Consider the following 18,177-nt stretch of genomic DNA (forward strand, 5'->3'; position numbering starts at 1 on the left):
TTGGCCTCTGGATTTGCTCGCCACTCTAACTGTTCCGACTCTTACTCTCTCTGAGTAGAGTTAAGCCGCAGTGGCTTTTACTTCCAAGCAGAACGTAGTTCGTTACCTCCCTACGCATTGGATATACTAGTCACCCGAACTGGTCAATTGGTGACAGGAGACTTTCACTCCATTAGATTCTCAGCCTTGACGGCTGCTCCGGACGAGTACCCCCTCTCATTTCACCCCTCCTTTGCGGTATTGCGTAACACAATCCTTTATATAATCTCTAATTATAATGAGTTCTTCTCTATTAAAAGAATACATTTCCGTGTCATTCGCATAATTAGCGGCGGCTTTTTCTACAGTTGGTATTAAACCTTCAGGCAATATAGTCATCCCCCACCTACCAGCCTCTTCCTTTGAAGAAATAATTCCATCCTTTACATACATAAACACGCGCAACATATTTAATATACAATAAACAGGATCCTGTTCCACATTCTCTAAACAGTCTTCATAATCTCCTATAATAGAAGATACATAATCTTCCCTTGGCACGTTCGGAAACACATCATGGATTGGTTTACCTTCAATACAAATACCACGGTGAAACGTAATGGTTAGATGCGCTGCTAAATCTGGATCTGTATGCACATGTTCATTTATATAATTATTCGTGCCGTTTGCCAACTCTTGTTCGTACCGCTCTCTCCAAAACTCACTATAATGGAATTCAAAAGGAGAAGGATGCTGCCAATTATCCAATTGGTGTTTCGTAAGGACACTTACTTCCACTGGAAAAGGATTGTTAGAGCCGACTAAGCAAACTTCAGTTAATTGTCTTTTTACGTCTACTGATATAGACACCTCCGTTACAACTAGAATATCAATATCACTATGATAAGGGTTAAACCCTCCCATCGCTAAAGATCCATGGACGTAAAAACCAACTAAATTACCTTGTAAAATGTCCCCTATTTTCTCATTAAGATAGAGTACGAACTCTTTTACATTCATAGGGCACGTTTGCCAATTAAAGCCCACTATCTTTCACCATACTTTCTACTAACCTATTTCAATGCTTTTTTGATAATTCTTGTAGTTCAAACGTTGTGAACAGGGGATAACGGACACACATATTATTAACCTCCGTTTTTATATTTACTAGCGTACCTCATAGCAATAAACTGTGGAATCAAATTTAAAACAGCGACAAAAATTAAAAATTGGTTAGGAGTAAATGGTTTGAAAAAACTTTCCCACCTACCATTACTTTCCATCCCAGTGAAAAAATAATACGAAACCGCCATTGATAGGATATTTCCTATTATAAACGGAATGTAATTACTAAAATATTTACTAGCAAACGCGAGTGCAGAAGTCGTAGCTACCATGACAAGGTAACCAAAAAGTGATCCATTCGTAAAATCTTGTTGCACTCCTACGTAGGCAAATGGGACACAATAAAATAAAATAATTGATATACTAATCCATAATTTTTGCAAAATGCCACCTCTTGTATTCTTCCATTAAAATAATTGTTTCAATTCTGCAAATGATGTTATTGCAAAATCATAGTCTTCTACTTTTCCAAAACCATATGTGGCATAGACGAACGGAATGCCAGCATATCGCGCTGCCTTTAAGTCACCTTCCGTATCACCAACGTACACTGGGTTAGATAGTGAATTTCTCTCCATAATCAACTTAATATTCTCACCCTTTGATAAACCAGTTCTACCCGGGTTTTCAAAGTCTAAGAAATATTTTTCTAGTTGATGGTACTTATAAAAAGTCTCTATGTAACCTTCTTGGCAGTTACTTACGATGTATAGTTTATATTTTTCCGATAACGCTTCTAACGTTTCCTCCACACTATCGTATAAAATACCGCCACTATTTTCTAAATATACATTTTCCAAATCTCCGCATTCTTGTAAAAGTTGTTCCCTAGCTTGATCATCTAGGGAAGGAAACAACTTTTTGCCAATCTCGTGCATTTGTAGTCCCATCGTTCCTTGCAAGTCTTCTACTGTGAGCTCATTGATACCATCTTTTTTCCTTAAAATTTCATTCCAAGCAGTTAGTACCGTTTTACTCGAATCCCACAACGTTCCATCCAGGTCAAAAATGATGCTATCCATTTAGGCGCCTCCTGTTTTCGTTATTTTCACGATGTCACCAATCAATCGGATTTCCCCGTTTTCTACTATTATTCCATCTCCGTCGTTTCCTGCATACACAATTGTACCAGTTGTCTGAACATAGTCTTTTACTTTCTCTTTAAATGCATCATCCCACCGGTTGTAGTGTGGTAAATATTCGAAATCTACTAGTCCGAGGGCATCGATGTCACTTTGTTCATTACTTCCGATAAACAGATGAAATAATTTTGTACTTTTGCCGAGTTGAACTGCTCCGCCACTTACTCCTACAATCGTTCCTCCATTTGTATAGTAATCTTTTAATACCTGATCGATGCTCCGTTCTTTTAACGCCATTCTAAATGCAATTGGATCACCGGCAGAGAGATGTATAATATCACAACTAACTAGTTCATCTATTTTTGTAGGATCAAATTCACTATACAAATCAAAAAACAAAATGTTTTCAACCCCGTACATATGATAATATTGCTTTTTTATATGAAAATACTTTTTTTCTTTATCTTCCGTCGAGGGGATGTAGCCTATTTTTATTTCTCTAGGGCTTTTACCTTCAAACAATACATCGTCCAAGCAACGATTGTGTAGAGAATCCAACACTTGATCACTATAAAAAAACAATCTCCCCACTCTGCACACCCCATTTATTTTCATTTAAACATCACTCACTTATTAACTCAATAGAAAACAATTTTCTCTCCTCATCATTCAATAGCTGCGCCCCTACCGTTTCAATTATATTTACCATTATTGCCGTAGTCAGTTCTTCTTTTTTCAAACTAGCGACTTTTTCACTAATTTCTGATTGTAACCTACTTTCAACCACATCTGTGTAGTAACTATATCTCGAAAAGTAACGCACAGGATCGTTATCGATAGATTGTAGTACTTCTTTGAAAACTTGAAAATTGTTTCGGATTGTTTCCATATCTGTTTCATGGAAAGATATTAATATATCTATTGCTTGCTGTTGTCCATCTTCTGTTTGAAAGGTATAAGAAAACTTTTCCTCATATGGCTTTATCCCATCAATCGCGATAAATAAATCTTTGTCCGTTGTAACTAAATGTTTATTCGCTGTGTTTTTGACTATTTCTCCGTTTCCTTTTATAACTATATCTGTTTCTCTAAGTTCAATTGCATCCATTTGTTTATCTAGAAAAAATTGAAATCCAATTATGATAGGAAGAGCTACTAAAAGTACGAGCCATTGTCTTATCTCTATTTTCAATAATAGTAATATCGATACAGAAATAAAACTTAATAACGATACAACGAAAAGAAAGAATAAAACATTTAGAAAATAAAATAAAATTGCTGAAAGAACGATTGTCAACTTATGCTCACCTCTAATAGATTCGTTGATTGCTAAAGGTTAATTCGACGAAAAGAGCGTTTAACCTTTTTTTGGTCAACGCTCTTTTTATCGAAAAAATACCTTTCTAACCCTTACAAACAAAAGTGATTAAAGAGCCTACCTTAGAACCGAGCTGAAATAAAAAACATATCACAATTCAGAAACAATTCAAATTTTCCCTTGCTTTATCCACGACCATATTCGGTAGCTACCTATAATAGAAACGATAAAGAGAAAAATCATTGTGAGTACCCATATGGACAGTCTAGCAATTTCGTATAAGCCATCTGCATTTATTATGACAAAACTCGAGAAACCAATGAACATTACATAACAAAAAACGTTAGGAATAATCCACATTATCCTCAGTTTTGTATTCTTCATAAGATCCACCCACCTTGACTACTAATCAATGTTCAACCATTTACTATCTTATTCGTACTACCATTTTATTTTAAGTTTACCAGTTGCCTCTTTCCCTTTGACTATTATAGAAACTTTCTCTTGTGCATTTTCGATAGTCAAAGTCCCACCAACATTTTGCAAAGCAGCACTATTCCCCTCTGTCACTTTTAAACCTGCCTCTGTATCACTCGTCCAATGTGTGGAATCTAATGTTTGTTCACCAGAAAGTATTTCTAGTTGGAAATCTCCTTCTTCTACGTCTATTTCATAGTCAAAACTATACGAAATGCCCTTTTTCGCACCGAATGTATACACGGATTCCCCGTTTAACTCTTTTATGTCAAGGACAATTTCTCCAACTTTAAGATATTCTTCTATACTATCAAAAGTACCAGTCGTTGTAGCCTCTACAATATTTTTGCACCCACTTAGTCCAACCACTATAAACATTAATATTAACAAGCTCTTCATCTTCTTCATCATTCTTCATACCCTCCTCTTAACAAATAAAATTAAAATCATGCTTCATTTAGAACCTTTGAAATTTCTTCGTTCATATTACTAATAATTTCTAATAGAAATTTCATTTTTGTTTCATCCTCATAATCTATTTGTCCTGAGAATTGGTTAGATATTTCCATGCCGTATTTTTTCAATATGCTGCCTATCTCATGCTTTTGTACTTCTGTATATTTAATAAACTCTTCATCTGATAGAAGATTTTCTATAAAATGTATGTACCCTTCATAGATAAACGAATCAGTTGGGTTTACATGTTTTATATAGATTAATCTAGTACCTATTCTATTTATTCTAAGACTGTAGGAAGACAATAGCTGATTATATAATTCATTTTCTTCAATAGTAAAATCGTCTCTATAAGCTAACAGTGATTCTCCAATAAAGGAGAGGTCATTCGTATAATCATGAATGGCACCACGAAATATAGCAAGTTCCGTAGCTTTATGTATTTCAATCTTTTTATTAGCTTCCTTTAATTGAATGAAAAGAATAATTGATAGTACGACAAGGGTTAAGCTAACAATTATATGCAACTTTTTCAATAGAAAATCACCTGCATTCTAAAAATTCACAACAATACCTTATATATAAGACGAACTAATTTGGAAAATGTTTCATTGCATTGTAAAAAATTAGAGCACTCTCGCAAAGAAGCACTCTACTTGACTATTTACTACTTAATTTATAAAAATAGTAAAACAAGACCGACTAAACTAATTGACATACTGAAACTATAAAAGGACGATAGCTCCCAATTTCTTAAACTAATTACCCTTCTTTCTTAAATTCTATATTCAGTCTTTTATTTTCATTCCAAAAGCTATCCATCTACCATCAATATCTTCTATTACAAATTCCTTATTTTTATAATCTGTTTCGTCTAATGATCGAACTACCTTTACATTTGTACGAATCAACTCGTCTAGTAGTGCTTCTTGGTTTTCCGCTATAAAATATGCATCATAGCCGTAGCCATATAGGGATCTATTCGGTAAAACTTGTTGACCATTTGTTTTCGTTAAGATAATCTCAGTTGAATCTCGATACAAACATATATGCGGTTCTTTTGCGTTTAAATAATGTACTGCTTGAAAACCCATTTTCTCTTCATAGAACAGAGCAGTTTCCTCTATGTTATTGGAAGGGAAAATACAGTGGGATTTTAATAATAAATTTTCCATCTACTTTTACTCCTTAAATTGAGGGCTATTTTTATCTATATTTCATTTATAAAATTAAACAAAGTAATAAAAAATAGAAACAATGCCTGCCACTACTGTGTAGCTAAGCGCAACATAAAATGAAATTCGAGGAGAAAAACTAACTTTCTGTCTATCAATCTTCGTTAATACTTCTGTTGCTGGCCAAAATTCATCATTATTGGCACCTTGCAATCTTGCATCCGCTAAATCAGATGTGAAGCCCCCTGATGAATGGAAGAATAAAAGTACCATCGTTACAGCAAGCCCTGATAGAAATAACCAATCTATAAAATTCGTATCAAAAATAGTGGCTAATCCAAAATTTAAAGTAACTATGACTATTATCGTAATAACTGACCAAAAATATTTCCACATGTCGCTATTCCCCCTTTTGTATATACTTTACTTTACCATAAAATGAGAATATTTGTAATTATTAGTCCAATTTGAAAAAATAATGAAGCGATAGTAACCCTATCTTTATTATCCACCATATTTGAAATAGTGTTTTCAATAAATTTCCCAAATAAGACATAGTATTTCCTTTTAAATACTGGGCGTATTTTTTGGTTACTCATTAGTTTAGATCTTCTTCTGGTATAACTACTTACTTCCTATATTAAAAAGAAGGAAATGATAATTGTATAACGAATACTCTATGTTATAAAATTTGGGAGTGTATTTATTATGGGGATAGATATCAAAAAATTGTTTAAGAACAGGGTAAGCAGCTTTTATAAAGAAATGACAAAATACTACACTATAATATTTATGAGTGTTTTTTATTCTTTCCTCATATTGGGATCCATTTTCGTTTATTATTATGTGAAATTCATTCAGTGGATACCACCGTTTTTATCTTCCGAATGGATTGCCTCTGTTATTACAGCCTTGATTTTACTACAGTCTACTATCCGTACTTTTGTTAGAGAGGCAGACACTATTTTTTTACTTCCAATGGAGACTCATCTCTCTAGTTATTTTCTTAAAACGTTAATATATAACGGAATACTTCACCTACTAAAAATGACAATTGTGATTGCCATCATGTTCCCACTAATCGAATCTAATATTATTTTAACTGTACAGTTTCTTCTACTTCTTGTAGGTTTGGTTATGATAAATGTGTATTTAGTCTGGATAGAACAATGGATAGATTCACTAAGGGGACGATTCATTCACAAACTAAATTTACTAATATCCTATGCTTTAATATTTTATTTTCTCTTTAAAGGTAACTGGGTCATTGCTCTTATTTTACTTCTATTAACTTATGGCTTTTCATTTTATATATTTCCACTTGGGGCTAGGAGACTAAATTGGGAATATTTAAATAAACAAGAGGAGAAGGCGTTAACTAAAAATTATAGATTCATAAACATTTATATAGATGTTGGCCATTTAAAAAGATCGTTTCAGCCAAGACTGTTCCTTACTAGGTTGATTAAAAATTGGATCCCTCCTCAACCTTATAATTCATTTTTCTACTTATATGTCCTTCTATTTATAAGGCTCAATGATTATTTTTATCTTTATTTGAGATTAACTTTAATTGGAACAATTCTTGTTTGGGTCTTTCCTGAATACGGGTGGCTAACTGTTCCTATTATACTATTTATGACTGGATATCAATTACTTCCTTTAAAACGAGAGCAGAATGATTTTGTGATTCTCTATCCTGTTTCCAACATGGTGAAAATGAAGTCGTATTTAAAGCTACTCTATATTCTATTAATTTTCCAGCTAGTGGTTGTGAATGTTCCTGTTTTCTTCCATTCCATTTCTGGTAAAACATTAATCAGCGTTTTTACAGAACTTCTGTTTATTGGTTGGTTTGTGCTGATTTTTGCTAAAAAACGGTATGATGATTGAGAATAAAATTGAGACAATCAAAAATATCGTTTGCAATAAATTTTTTGTTTTTTACCAAACGATTAAGGAGTTTAACTATGTTAAGTATTTCTAAGTTATGCTCCTTTTAGTTCATCTTGCAGTTTTAGAAGAATGCTTCGAGTTGGTGTTGTACAAAAGTACCAGATAGTTTAATTGAAACTTTTCAACAATATTGGTTCTTGGATAATGTTATTTACCCTCTATCTAAATTATTTACTATGGAAATGATCTCACTAGACACAAAATAAGATTCATCATGATCCCAATGATTGGTGTTCTCTTCCCAACATTTTTCTAGCTGCACCCTTGTTCCAAATGCGATGTCACCGATATATTACATACCATCTTCTTTTAGAAGAGACAGTAAGATAATATAGGGGTCAATTTCGCAACTGTCCCCCCACTCCTTTAAAACTTTAAAAAGAGAATAACGGTCAAGAGGACTTGCCTCATTTGTTTTGTGCCTCATACCATGCGGTTGTCGGCCTATCCTTTGGATAACCGTTCATTTCCCGATATAATTTTCTTTCTTCTGTAAAGGCAAACCATTGCTTTTCACTGCCTGGATGGTTCGCATGATGAATGACACAGCGAATTTGGTCCTCAACGCAACTGTCTGTCCAAACACCTAGCGCTTGTTCTAATTCATCAAACAGCTGAGCTCCTTCTTTTTGCCTTATTTCTTCTAAACTATAAATATGTAGTTGATTTACTAGTTTATCTGCAAGTTCATATCCTATTGATGGTAGTTGCTGAAATTGTGCAAGTGCTTTCACCTGCTGCGCACTTACCATTGGTATATCTAATATCTCCATAAGCTGAGAAATAGATAGAGTATGTAGTTGGCCTAAGTTCACTTTTGCTTTTCGTAATTTTTTCTTGTCATCTACAGATAATGGAAGTTTTGGATTTGCGCTCATATTAACCCACCTTTATTTTTTTAACTCTCCTTCGTAAAAACTTTATTACATTCCAAATAACCGACTTACCACCTTCACTTAATTTATCATATGCACTTATTAATGATTTCTTTGTTTCTATTATTTTAACAGTAGTGTTTAAAAGAACATAATTATTAAGCTTTACATAAAAAACGAATGTATAAAATATCCACCTTAAACAAGAATAACCATGGAAATGATGTTTGAAAGGAAGAGAACGATGGATAATGTATTGCTTGCTAGAATGCTGTTTGGGTCCTCCCTGATTTTCCATATTATTTTTGCGACATTAGGAGTTGGCCTTACGCTTATGATTCTAATAGCTGAAATATTGAGAGTCATTCGTAAGGACAATGATTATGGAATTCTTGCAAAGAGATGGACAAAAGCTGTTGCTATTTTACTTGGAGTGGCCATTCCATCTGGAACGATTGTAGCTGTCATGCTTGCATTATTGTGGCCAGGGTTTATTGAAGTAGTAGGACAAGTCATTGCTTTACCTTTTACGTTAGAGATATTCGCATTCTTTATTGAGGCTTTATTCCTTTCAATTTACGTGTATGCTGCTAGTCGATTAAGTTCTGCGATGAGAATTATTAGTGTCTTTTTCGTCGCACTTGGAGCAACTGCATCTGCTGTATTAATAACGAACGTACAGTCATGGATGAATACACCAACTGGATTTAATGTGGTAAATGGACAAATTACAGATGTGCGTCCATGGGAAGCAGTCTTAAATCCAGCCTTCGGGTATACAGCTATACACGTTACAAGCAGCGCATATATGGCAACCGCGTTTGTCGTTGCTTCCGTTGCTGCTTATCAGTTATTAAAACCTAATTTGAAAGAAAGTGAAAAAACGTATCATAGAAAAGGGCTAATGGTTGCTCTTGTTTTTGGAGCAATTACATCCCTTTGGACGGCAACAAATGGCCATACATCTGCAGTAGGGTTACATCATAACGTACCAGTTAAGTTAGCAGCGGCTGAAGGACTATTTGAAACACAGTCAAATGCTCCTCTAGCTATTTTTGGTACACCTGATCCAGAAGCTAATCGGGTGGTCGGAGGTATAGAAATTCCAGGCATGCTCAGCTTTCTAGCAACCGGCTCAACTGATGGGGTAGTGATTGGACTAAATGAATTTCCACGGGATGAGTGGCCGCCGCTATTTGTTCATACATTATTTAACATCATGGTAGGAATCGGAAGTTTACTAATAGGGCTGTCATTTGGAGCGTTAGCTTATCGGATTGTTTTTAAAAAACGAGAATATCCGAATTGGCTACTAATTCCTTTAATAGGAAGTGGACCTCTTGCTATGCTTGGTATCGAAACTGGCTGGATTTTCGCCTGTATAGGAAGACAACCTTGGACCATTTATGGCATCCAACGGACAGCAGAAGCTGCAACTAAATCAGCGAACCTTGGTACATTCTTTGTCATATTTATTTCGCTATACGTTTTCTTATTAGTAATAACAGCACTAATTATGCGCTACTATTTCCGCCGTAATCCACTTATAAATGAATTTGACAGTCAAACCACATCGGTATAGAGAGGAGGCAAATTATTATGGAAGCCTATGTAGCGATTATCATCATCTGGTTGTTTTTGTTTTTGTATGCGTTAGGTGGAGCGATAGATTTCGGTGCCGGCTTTTGGTCCATGTTTTATATTGGACGGAAAGATACAACAGCAGCAAGCATTGCTAACTTGTACTTAAATCCTTCCTGGAAAGTAACGAATGTCTTCTTAGTATTATTTGTTGTGGCGTTTGTCGGTTTATTTCCGCACGCTGCCTTTACTTTAGGGTCGATCATGATCGTTCCAGTAAGCTTTGTGCTCATATTACTTATCATAAGAAGCGCTTTTATGGTGTATTCCTATTCGGTACAAAAATATACAAAGCTATTTACTTACATTTCAGGAATTACCGGTCTATTAATCCCAGCATTAATGCTTAGTATTCTTCCGATTATTATTGGTGGGTTTGTCGAAGTAGTTGGTGACCGTCATTATATTCTTTATGACAGACTGCTTACTAGCCCAACACTTTATGCACACATCGGCTTTGGTTTAGCTGCGGAATTGTTTTTATCCTCCCTATTCCTTAGCGATTATGCGAGAGAAGCGAAAGCAATGGGAACTTATGAAGTGTATAGAAGAAATGCTATTATCCTTGGTCCTATCATGCTTAGTATGGCTGTTGCTGCAACGATGACACTCATTCCAGAAGCGATGTGGATGGTTGAAAATATGGCCAGACAATGGCACCTATTTGCATTAAGCCTTGTTGTTTTTTCCATTGGATATAGTGCACTATGGTGGCCTTCGAGGAAAGGACGGGTTGGGCAGCCACGGGTTGCTGTACTAATGATGGTCGTTCAAATAGCCTTAGCAAGCTTTGCATATGGGTGGAGTCATATGCCCTATATCGTCTATCCGAAATTGACCATTTATGATGCGTTTACAAATATTGAAATGTTTTATTCCCTCCTATGGGGATATGCAATCGGTATGGCGATTCTTTTGCCTTTATTCTATTGGTTTTGGCGCCTGTTTCTTAAAGATAAACGGTATCTTACAAACAAAAAAGTGGATGATGTACGGTAACTGGAGGACAAACGGTGATGCAACTAAAAGATATGGCCAAAAAACAGAAAATGGGCACATATTCTCTTTCATTTACTGCGTTTGTAATTGGTGGTATGAAGGTAACGCAAGCTTTATTAATTGTGTCTATCGTCAAGCACATTTTTTTAGAAGGGAAGCCGTTTTCAGCTGTTACTTTGCAATTAGTAGCTCTTTTAGCAGTGTTCACTGTAAGGGGGCTATTCACCTATTTTCACGGAAAAATCGGAATTGGGATGGCTTCTAAAGTAAAAAAGGAGTTTCGTCAATCATTGATTACCCAGTATACTAATAACCCTATTCAAACATCGATCAAAGGACATTCAGGTAAACGAGTAACGCTTGTTACCGATGTTGTAGACGAAATCGATCCTTACTTTAGTAAATATTATCCGCAAAAAATCTTATCATCCATTGTATCACTCATACTATTAGCAGCCGTTTTTTGGCAAAACTGGGTTTCCGGCGTCATTATGGTTGTGACGGCTCCCCTCATTCCTATTTTTATGATTATTATTGGTAAAAAAACAGAAAAAAAGGCGAACGAACAATTGGAGAAACTCACCGCCCTTGCAGGAAAATTTCTCGATAGCTTACAGGGCTTAATCACATTGAAGCTTTTCGGAAAAGGGAGTGAGGAAGCTGCAATAATAAAAAAGAGTAGCATGGATTATCGTACCGCAACAATGGATGTACTAAAATTCGCTTTCCTTTCATCGCTCGTACTCGAACTCATTTCGATGCTTGGAATTGCGTTAATTGCTTTCGAAGTTGGACTTCGTCTTGTGATTTTTCAAAACATCTCTTTTTTTGCAGCCTTTTTTGTCCTGGCGATTTCTCCTGAATTTTATAAAACGTTGAAGGATGTCGGCAGTGCCTTCCATGCAGGTAAAGGAAGTATTGCTGCTGCGAACAAAATAGGACAAGAGCTCGAGGAATCTGATCAGATCATCCAATGGGGAAACGAACGGTTATCAGATGCAGCTGGCCCTCCAAATATTCAGCTGAACAATCTTTCTTTTACGTATGGGGAGGATTCTTTTTCTTTACAGAATATCAATGCCATATTCGAGCCATATAGCCAAATTGCTATTGTTGGACCAAGTGGTTCTGGCAAAACGAGCTTACTTCACTTAATAGCTGGGATGTACTTACCTTCCACTGGAGAAGTGTTAATTAATAATCAGCCTCTTTTTAACTATGATGAAAGAGAATGGTTCGACAAGCTCATTTATATATCACAGGACCCATACATTTTTTCAGGCACTATTAAAGACAATATCATCATTGCTTGCCCTGGGGAAAATATCTCCCAAGACGAGCTTACCTATGTAATAGAAAAAGCTGGGTTAACAGAGCTTATAGACCAATTAGAAAATGGTACGAGTACGTTCATCGGGGAAGGTGGCAGAGGTTTATCTGGTGGGGAAAGACAGCGAATTGCTCTAGCCCGTGCCTTTTTAAAAAGGCCTTCGATTATATTGTTTGATGAGCCTACTGTCGGATTAGATCTTTATACAGAAAGCATTCTGCAAAAATCAATAGAAGAGCTGTCTCAAAACGCGACAATCATTACTGTTGCACACCGATTACATACGATCAAACGAGCAGACTGTATTTTGTATCTTGAAAACGGAACTTTAGTTGGAAAAGGAACTCATAAAGAGCTATTGGAGAATACGCAGGATTATATGGCGATGATAGAAGAACAGCAAGGAGATGTTGCTGGATGACAGAATTAAGATTCGTAATCAAGACGATGTTCATCGAACGTAAAGATATGTACATTTCAATACTATTTGGAGTGCTTGCTGGAATATCCACGGTTGCCGTGTTTGCAGACAGTGCCTATCTCGTTTCGAAGGCAGCACTACTTCCACCGCTTTATATACTCGTCATTTTTGTAGCTCTGTTAAAATTATTCACCGTCATTCGTGCCTTTAGCAAGTACGCGGAACGCTATTACTCACACAAGGCTACCTTTACAATACTTAGTAACTTAAGAACCAATTTCTTTACAAAACTAGAACCGCTTGCGCCCTCCCTTTTTCAAAGATTCCGCAGTGGTGATTTGTTAGCTAGGGTTGTTGGTGATGTAGAAAGCTTACAAAATTTTTTTCTACGGGTTTATTATCCACCAATTGTCATGCTCGTTGTTTTCCTTACGACGATCATTTTTACGGCCATATTTTCCTTGCCTGTTGCAGTAATTCTATTAACTGGACTAATCATAACTGGCTTTTGTCTTCCGCTGATTTTTGCTATGAAACAGCGGGGCATCCAATCAAACATACGACAGATTCGCACTCAGCTATCTACGGATACTACCGAATTTTTATATGGCTTTTTAGATTTAAAGCTTTATCAGAAGTTATCTATTAAAGAACAGGCACTGAGTCAAACCTCAGACGTTTACATCGAAGGGCAAGAAAATAGAGGGAAGCAAGAACAATTAAACATTGCCATCAATCACTGGGTTTCTCTCGTTACTTCCTGGTCTGTGCTCGCTTTAGGAGCTTACCTAGTATCTTTGAGAGAGCTTGATGGAGTTTTTTTAGCGATGCTTGTTCTTATCTCTTTAACGGTATTTGAGACAGCAACTCCTATGACAGAGGCACCGAATTATTTTGAAGATTCTAGAAATGCTGCAAGTCGGCTATTTTCTATCATAGATGAAGCGCAGAACCAACAAAAACTCAAAGGCAAAAACAGTTTAGTAGAGCTAAAGAAAGCACCAGAAATGGAATGCAAAAACGTGAATTTTTATTTTCCAGGAGAATCGCGCCCTACTCTATGTAATGTTTCTCTAGTGTTACCGAGCGGTTCCAAAACGGCAATCGTTGGCCCAAGTGGTTCTGGAAAATCTACATTACTTCATCTATTACTAAACCTTTATCAACCGTCTAGTGGAACAATTACGATACAGGGGCAATCGTTAGCGGATTTAGATGAAGATCAGCTCTGGAAAAACATCTCCCCTGTTCTCCAAAGCAATCATTTCTTTTATGGTACGGTTAGAGATAACTTAAAGCTTGCAGGTAAAAATATATCTGACGAGGAAATGATTGAAATACTATCATGTGTAAAACTAGATCACCTATCGTTAGACTCGACCATTTTAGAAAAAGGAGGCAATCTTTCAGGTGGCGAAAAACAGAGGCTTGCTATTGCAAGAGCTATACTTAAAAAAGGGAGCCTTTTGTTACTTGATGAACCAACCTCGTCTGTTGATCCCATTACAGAACAGCGAGTGATGAACAAGTTATTTACCCAAGCAAAAGGGAACACGATTGTTCTCATCAGCCACAAACTAACCGGGTTAGAACGGATGGACCAAATCATCGTTATGGACAAGGGAACGATTATCGAAAGTGGCACATTCCACGAATTAATGGAAAGAAAAGGCTATTTTTATGAAATGAAGAAGATAGAAAAGAGTGTTTTTTATAACTAGGCTATGTTAAATAAATAATAAAACGCTTGGATCTGAATCCAGGCGTTTTATTATTATATAACCGTTTAATATACCTATCATTATGGTTGCTTCAATAAGAAGGTCATATAGTTTGTATCAATTACATAACTATAATAGGATATTTCTTCAAGCTTTTATAATCTGCAATATTAAGATGGCAGACCCCTTTTAACATTTGTTGATATTTTTGCCTTTAAGGTGTTTTTATAGCTACTTCTAATTGAATATCCACATTGCCCTGTATTGCACGGCTAATCATACAAGATTTTTCAGCTTTTTCAGCAAGCTTTTGTACCATTTTTTTGTCTCGATCGGAAGCATTTTGTTTCAATACTATTTCTGGTCGATGGATAATTTTTTTATATGTAAATACTCCATTGGTTACATCAACAATTGCTTCTGATTCCATCGTTAACCCATCTTTCTCTATCTGACTACGTTCCATCATCGCAGCTAGTGTAATAATGTAACATGTCGCCGCTGCTCCAAGGAGCATTTCGTCAGGATTTGTACCAATTCCGGGCCCGTCCATTTCTTTTGGTATAGAAATTTTTGTTTTTAAATGCTCGGCTTCGATGTTCCCTACATCATTACGTAGCCCTGGCCAATGTGCCTTTAAATGAAAATGATGTTCTGCCATTTTTTTCACTTCTCCTTGCATTCATTTTATTTTGTTAATAAATAACAATAATCCTCATTCTCTAAATGAAAAAATTTCATGCCTTGTCATATTTGACCAAGTTTTTTTTACCTACCCATACCAGTTTTAGATACATAAATTATATCATTTCTTGTTTAGCTACATTGCCTCGTACAATAACTTCAATAAGGAAAACATTTTATTATTGCACCCGTAACTTTTAGTACATTTTTTCACACCTTACTTGAATTGGGATATTATTTGGTGCAATATCCTTTTACTTTCTTCATCCTTTATTCTATATGGCCGACCAATTTCTTCATAGATTTTCTTTTCTTCTAGTAACTGTTTTGGATGTAAGACTTTTGCTTTTATTCCTTGTAACTGGAAATAGTCCGGCATAAGGGAATCGTCTCGCCATACCCATTCAGGTAAACCATTCATAATAAGGTTGCCATCAACATCGTATGTCAAGTATCCAATACTAACAACTACATTATTCTTAAGAAAATCAGATTGCCTATTACGAAACTCCTCCCCGACAGGTTTTCGTACATAACCAGCTTGTAGAAGTGCATCCTCTAATCGTTCTCTATTTGTTATCCACGTTTTTATATCAATATCACTATGTGGTCGTGTAACCTTACCAAGCATGAAATCAATTGCCCAACCTCCGCGTAACCAAAAGTCAGCATCGAGATTATCAAAAGTTTTACTGATTTCATATAATACCTTTAATTGTGTTTTGGTCTGCTCATCAACATTTTCTAGGTTCATATAATATTCAATCCTCCATTAATTCAATAGCTCAATTTCCATTAGCCCCGATAGTATAATATCTGTCACTTAAACAGTAACATAATATTCCAAAATTAAACGGAGTTGTAATCATTAGAAAAAGGCGACCCAATTGGATCACCTTATTCAACTATTGCATTCGTTATTTGAGAAGACAATAGTAAACATTAACCCCTTCCAACTTCACATCTAAAGTTATAGTAACTGGACATTCTTCAAAGATTATGAGGACCTGTATAAGTATCATAATTTTCGCAAAAATAATATTAAGAGTATTGAGCAACAACTTTGGGAGTGTTGCTCTTTTAAATTCTCCCACCAGTTAGCTTAAGGACATCTCTTCACAATTTTTTCATTTGGTTCACCAAGACTTATCGTTTTCACATATCAAGTTCTTTATTTACTGGACTTCCCATTTGAATTTTCCATTATACTGTTTAAGTTGTTTTTTCACTTGTTCCAATTCATAAAAACTTGAATGTGCTCTTTTGACAATTTCTTCATCAGTTTTACCTTCTTTTAGAAGAGCCCTAATAAGTTCATATCTTGATGCTTCAAACTCAAAATAACCACGATATACATTAAGCTGATTTCTTATGTCTTTTAATTCAACGTAGCTGGTTGTTGCTATATAAACAATCTCTTGGTCTGTTTTGCCCATTTGTATAAGAGTTCTAACAATGCTATATCTTTGGTTTACTTGACCTGTCGCATATCCTATTCCCCATCCGTCATTCCAAGCTATATCGTAGCATTCTTTACAAGGAAAACACTCTTCTTCCTTCTCTTTAACTAATCCCAATAGTAATGGTAATGAAATTAATATTATAAGAAATAATGCTTGTCTCATAAAAGTCACACCTTTTTTTACCTTAGTATGACCTTTTAGTTCACTACATGAGTCAAAAACCAATTATTCGTTTTTTTTCTTCAACTAACTTGCTTCTAGTTGAAGAAAAAAACTAACTAATCGGTTCTTCAGTTTCCCTTACAATCATCCATTTTTGGTTTATCAGTCTCCAATTTTCAATGGTAAATAACCTTGCTAATATATCCTCATCTTTAACAATCAATTGTTCATAAAACACTACAGCATCTTCTTTATTCCGTAGTCGAATAACTCTATTTTCAAACCTCTTATTGGCACCTATAAAATGTCTAACCGAATGTTCCATCCCATCTAAAGCCTCTTGTTTTGTAAAAATAGTAGGTTTATCATTTCCACTATTAAAAAAAGCTACATAATAATCTTCTGTCATTCTATCCACTGAGGATGTGTCGCCTGAACTCATTGCATCGTTCCAGTCTCGGATAAATTCATCATGCATTTTGGTAAATTCATATAAGTCTTTTCGTAACTCGAGCATAATTCAAACCTCTCCTTTTAATCTTATTTATTGTTAAATTCGGCAAAGGTATTTGCATTCCTTTTTTCACCATATACTGTTAGTAGCTTAAATTCCATAAAAAAAAGCATTTCTCATTATTAAAGAAACGCACTAGTTTGTTGATAAACAAATAGATTTATAAATAAAGTTCCATTTCATTTTGTTTTTTAGTAAAACCCATTTTTCGGTATAGAGGTTCCCCGTCCTCAGAGGCGTGCAGCCATATACGTTTAACCCCACTATTTTTACACTCTTCAATACATTGATTAAGTAATATTTTTGCTAAACCCCTTCCACGATATTTAGGAACGGTGTACATATTAAGAATGTAGGCTTCAAGCCCTTCCAAATTCTCTAAATATGGTGGTCTTTTAAATAGAACCATACCACTTATACCTACAATTTCCCCATTTGTTTCTGCCGTATATGATATAAATTCATTGTTTGAAAGGGAAGTTAGTAAATATTGCCTTGTTGAAGCTTCCAAAAGTTGTTCTTCATTAGGAGTATTTATTTCACCTAATTCCCTTAAAAGGGCTAACCGTAATTTTATTATAGAATCAATATGATCAAGGGAAACTTTAGTCAATTTAAACATTATAAACACCTCATTACTTTTGGACTCTTTCATTTGCCTTTTTGTTAATTTAGGAGACTTTTCTTCTTCAACTCCACAGCTGTTAGCTTTATTAGCTCAAAAATAGAAACGATAATCCACAATTAATAATAAATGTAATAATGTAAAGTTATTTTTTTTCAAAGAATATTTGATCTA

21 protein-coding genes are annotated in these 18,177 nt (G+C 35.2%); 5 read left to right on the top strand and 16 right to left on the bottom strand.

What is annotated here, in order from left to right; genetic code table 11:
* Window positions 1-216: 216 nt before the first annotated feature.
* The 10 genes from O1A01_RS14415 to O1A01_RS14460 form a co-directional block, all read right to left on the bottom strand.
* Window positions 217-1,026 carry an aminoglycoside adenylyltransferase domain-containing protein gene (locus tag O1A01_RS14415; protein ID WP_066411015.1) on the bottom strand — a complete coding sequence of 270 codons (810 nt, stop codon included), beginning with the start codon at window positions 1,024-1,026 and terminating at the stop codon, window positions 217-219.
* A gap of 98 nt (window positions 1,027-1,124) precedes the next feature.
* Window positions 1,125-1,487: a hypothetical protein gene (locus tag O1A01_RS14420; RefSeq protein ID WP_270064386.1), complete on the bottom strand. Its 363-nt coding sequence runs from the start codon at window positions 1,485-1,487 to the stop codon at window positions 1,125-1,127.
* Window positions 1,488-1,511: 24 nt separating this feature from the next.
* The gene (locus tag O1A01_RS14425; RefSeq protein WP_270064387.1) at window positions 1,512-2,126 is read right to left on the bottom strand and encodes an HAD family hydrolase; all 615 of its coding nucleotides are present in this window, start codon (window positions 2,124-2,126) and stop codon (window positions 1,512-1,514) included.
* Window positions 2,127-2,777 carry a Type 1 glutamine amidotransferase-like domain-containing protein gene (locus O1A01_RS14430; protein WP_066411018.1) on the bottom strand — a complete coding sequence of 217 codons (651 nt, stop codon included), beginning with the start codon at window positions 2,775-2,777 and terminating at the stop codon, window positions 2,127-2,129.
* 31 nt (window positions 2,778-2,808) lie between these two features.
* Complete coding sequence (locus O1A01_RS14435; protein WP_270064388.1) at window positions 2,809-3,483, bottom strand: hypothetical protein; 675 nt, start codon at window positions 3,481-3,483, stop codon at window positions 2,809-2,811.
* Between the two features lie 189 nt (window positions 3,484-3,672).
* A complete protein-coding gene (locus O1A01_RS14440) occupies window positions 3,673-3,888 on the bottom strand; it encodes a hypothetical protein (RefSeq protein ID WP_066411020.1) in 216 nt (71 codons plus the stop codon).
* A gap of 57 nt (window positions 3,889-3,945) precedes the next feature.
* A complete protein-coding gene (locus tag O1A01_RS14445; RefSeq protein ID WP_270064389.1) occupies window positions 3,946-4,392 on the bottom strand; it encodes an LptM family lipoprotein in 447 nt (148 codons plus the stop codon).
* 35 nt (window positions 4,393-4,427) lie between these two features.
* The gene (locus tag O1A01_RS14450; RefSeq protein ID WP_066411022.1) at window positions 4,428-4,973 is read right to left on the bottom strand and encodes a hypothetical protein; all 546 of its coding nucleotides are present in this window, start codon (window positions 4,971-4,973) and stop codon (window positions 4,428-4,430) included.
* A 252-nt stretch (window positions 4,974-5,225) separates the two neighbouring features.
* Complete coding sequence (locus tag O1A01_RS14455) at window positions 5,226-5,612, bottom strand: VOC family protein (RefSeq protein ID WP_066411026.1); 387 nt, start codon at window positions 5,610-5,612, stop codon at window positions 5,226-5,228.
* A 54-nt stretch (window positions 5,613-5,666) separates the two neighbouring features.
* On the bottom strand, window positions 5,667-6,008 hold the full coding sequence (locus tag O1A01_RS14460; protein WP_066411027.1) for a hypothetical protein: 342 nt from the start codon (window positions 6,006-6,008) through the stop codon (window positions 5,667-5,669).
* A gap of 312 nt (window positions 6,009-6,320) precedes the next feature.
* On the opposite strand from O1A01_RS14460, the gene O1A01_RS14465 reads away from it, so the two are divergent.
* Entirely contained in the window at window positions 6,321-7,505 is a 1,185-nt protein-coding gene (locus O1A01_RS14465) for an ABC transporter permease (RefSeq protein WP_270064390.1), read from the top strand.
* A gap of 470 nt (window positions 7,506-7,975) precedes the next feature.
* On the opposite strand, the gene O1A01_RS14470 is transcribed toward O1A01_RS14465, so the two are convergent.
* Window positions 7,976-8,446, bottom strand: a complete 471-nt coding sequence (locus O1A01_RS14470; protein WP_270064391.1) for a helix-hairpin-helix domain-containing protein — start codon at window positions 8,444-8,446, stop codon at window positions 7,976-7,978.
* 241 nt (window positions 8,447-8,687) lie between these two features.
* Here O1A01_RS14470 and O1A01_RS14475 point away from each other — a divergent pair, with 241 nt between their 5' ends.
* From O1A01_RS14475 to cydC, 4 genes are read left to right on the top strand one after another with little or no spacing between them, the layout of a single operon-like run.
* Window positions 8,688-10,025, top strand: a complete 1,338-nt coding sequence (locus tag O1A01_RS14475) for a cytochrome ubiquinol oxidase subunit I (RefSeq protein ID WP_270064392.1) — start codon at window positions 8,688-8,690, stop codon at window positions 10,023-10,025.
* A gap of 14 nt (window positions 10,026-10,039) precedes the next feature.
* Window positions 10,040-11,083 (top strand): cytochrome d ubiquinol oxidase subunit II, encoded by a 1,044-nt coding sequence (locus O1A01_RS14480; RefSeq protein ID WP_270066416.1) that lies wholly within the window; start codon window positions 10,040-10,042, stop codon window positions 11,081-11,083.
* A 17-nt stretch (window positions 11,084-11,100) separates the two neighbouring features.
* Window positions 11,101-12,834, top strand: coding sequence for a thiol reductant ABC exporter subunit CydD (gene cydD / locus O1A01_RS14485; protein ID WP_270066417.1), 1,734 nt, complete (start codon window positions 11,101-11,103; stop codon window positions 12,832-12,834).
* Window positions 12,831-14,555, top strand: a complete 1,725-nt coding sequence (gene cydC / locus O1A01_RS14490; protein WP_270064393.1) for a thiol reductant ABC exporter subunit CydC — start codon at window positions 12,831-12,833, stop codon at window positions 14,553-14,555. The genes cydD and cydC overlap by 4 nt, the downstream gene beginning before the upstream one ends.
* A 214-nt stretch (window positions 14,556-14,769) precedes the next feature.
* Here cydC and O1A01_RS14495 read toward each other — a convergent pair whose 3' ends face one another.
* The 5 genes from O1A01_RS14495 to O1A01_RS14515 form a co-directional block, all read right to left on the bottom strand.
* Window positions 14,770-15,216: an OsmC family protein gene (locus tag O1A01_RS14495; RefSeq protein WP_270064394.1), complete on the bottom strand. Its 447-nt coding sequence runs from the start codon at window positions 15,214-15,216 to the stop codon at window positions 14,770-14,772.
* Window positions 15,217-15,456: 240 nt separating this feature from the next.
* A complete protein-coding gene (locus O1A01_RS14500; protein WP_270064395.1) occupies window positions 15,457-15,993 on the bottom strand; it encodes a nucleotidyltransferase domain-containing protein in 537 nt (178 codons plus the stop codon).
* A gap of 421 nt (window positions 15,994-16,414) precedes the next feature.
* On the bottom strand, window positions 16,415-16,864 hold the full coding sequence (locus tag O1A01_RS14505; RefSeq protein ID WP_270064396.1) for a hypothetical protein: 450 nt from the start codon (window positions 16,862-16,864) through the stop codon (window positions 16,415-16,417).
* A 112-nt stretch (window positions 16,865-16,976) separates the two neighbouring features.
* Window positions 16,977-17,381 carry a hypothetical protein gene (locus O1A01_RS14510; RefSeq protein ID WP_270064397.1) on the bottom strand — a complete coding sequence of 135 codons (405 nt, stop codon included), beginning with the start codon at window positions 17,379-17,381 and terminating at the stop codon, window positions 16,977-16,979.
* Between the two features lie 157 nt (window positions 17,382-17,538).
* Window positions 17,539-18,000 (bottom strand): GNAT family N-acetyltransferase, encoded by a 462-nt coding sequence (locus tag O1A01_RS14515; protein WP_066411039.1) that lies wholly within the window; start codon window positions 17,998-18,000, stop codon window positions 17,539-17,541.
* Between the last annotated feature and the right edge of the window lie 177 nt (window positions 18,001-18,177).

The organism is Sutcliffiella sp. NC1, assembly GCF_027594365.1.
Lineage (GTDB): Bacteria > Bacillota > Bacilli > Bacillales > Bacillaceae_I > Sutcliffiella > Sutcliffiella cohnii.

Bases quoted from the DNA above. Each gene is read 5' to 3' on its own strand.
- O1A01_RS14425 (WP_270064387.1), bottom strand. From the start codon at position 2,126: ATGGATAGCATCATTTTTGACCTGGATGGAACGTTGTGGGATTCGAGT.
- O1A01_RS14440 (WP_066411020.1), bottom strand. From the start codon at position 3,888: ATGAAGAATACAAAACTGAGGATAATGTGGATTATTCCTAACGTTTTT.
- O1A01_RS14445 (WP_270064389.1), bottom strand. From the start codon at position 4,392: ATGATGAAGAAGATGAAGAGCTTGTTAATATTAATGTTTATAGTGGTT.
- O1A01_RS14455 (WP_066411026.1), bottom strand. From the start codon at position 5,612: ATGGAAAATTTATTATTAAAATCCCACTGTATTTTCCCTTCCAATAAC.
- O1A01_RS14460 (WP_066411027.1), bottom strand. From the start codon at position 6,008: ATGTGGAAATATTTTTGGTCAGTTATTACGATAATAGTCATAGTTACT.
- O1A01_RS14465 (WP_270064390.1), top strand. From the start codon at position 6,321: ATGGGGATAGATATCAAAAAATTGTTTAAGAACAGGGTAAGCAGCTTT.
- O1A01_RS14470 (WP_270064391.1), bottom strand. From the start codon at position 8,446: ATGAGCGCAAATCCAAAACTTCCATTATCTGTAGATGACAAGAAAAAA.
- O1A01_RS14475 (WP_270064392.1), top strand. From the start codon at position 8,688: ATGGATAATGTATTGCTTGCTAGAATGCTGTTTGGGTCCTCCCTGATT.
- cydD (WP_270066417.1), top strand. From the start codon at position 11,101: ATGCAACTAAAAGATATGGCCAAAAAACAGAAAATGGGCACATATTCT.
- cydC (WP_270064393.1), top strand. From the start codon at position 12,831: ATGACAGAATTAAGATTCGTAATCAAGACGATGTTCATCGAACGTAAA.
- O1A01_RS14495 (WP_270064394.1), bottom strand. From the start codon at position 15,216: ATGGCAGAACATCATTTTCATTTAAAGGCACATTGGCCAGGGCTACGT.
- O1A01_RS14500 (WP_270064395.1), bottom strand. From the start codon at position 15,993: ATGAACCTAGAAAATGTTGATGAGCAGACCAAAACACAATTAAAGGTA.
- O1A01_RS14505 (WP_270064396.1), bottom strand. From the start codon at position 16,864: ATGAGACAAGCATTATTTCTTATAATATTAATTTCATTACCATTACTA.
- O1A01_RS14510 (WP_270064397.1), bottom strand. From the start codon at position 17,381: ATGCTCGAGTTACGAAAAGACTTATATGAATTTACCAAAATGCATGAT.
- O1A01_RS14515 (WP_066411039.1), bottom strand. From the start codon at position 18,000: ATGTTTAAATTGACTAAAGTTTCCCTTGATCATATTGATTCTATAATA.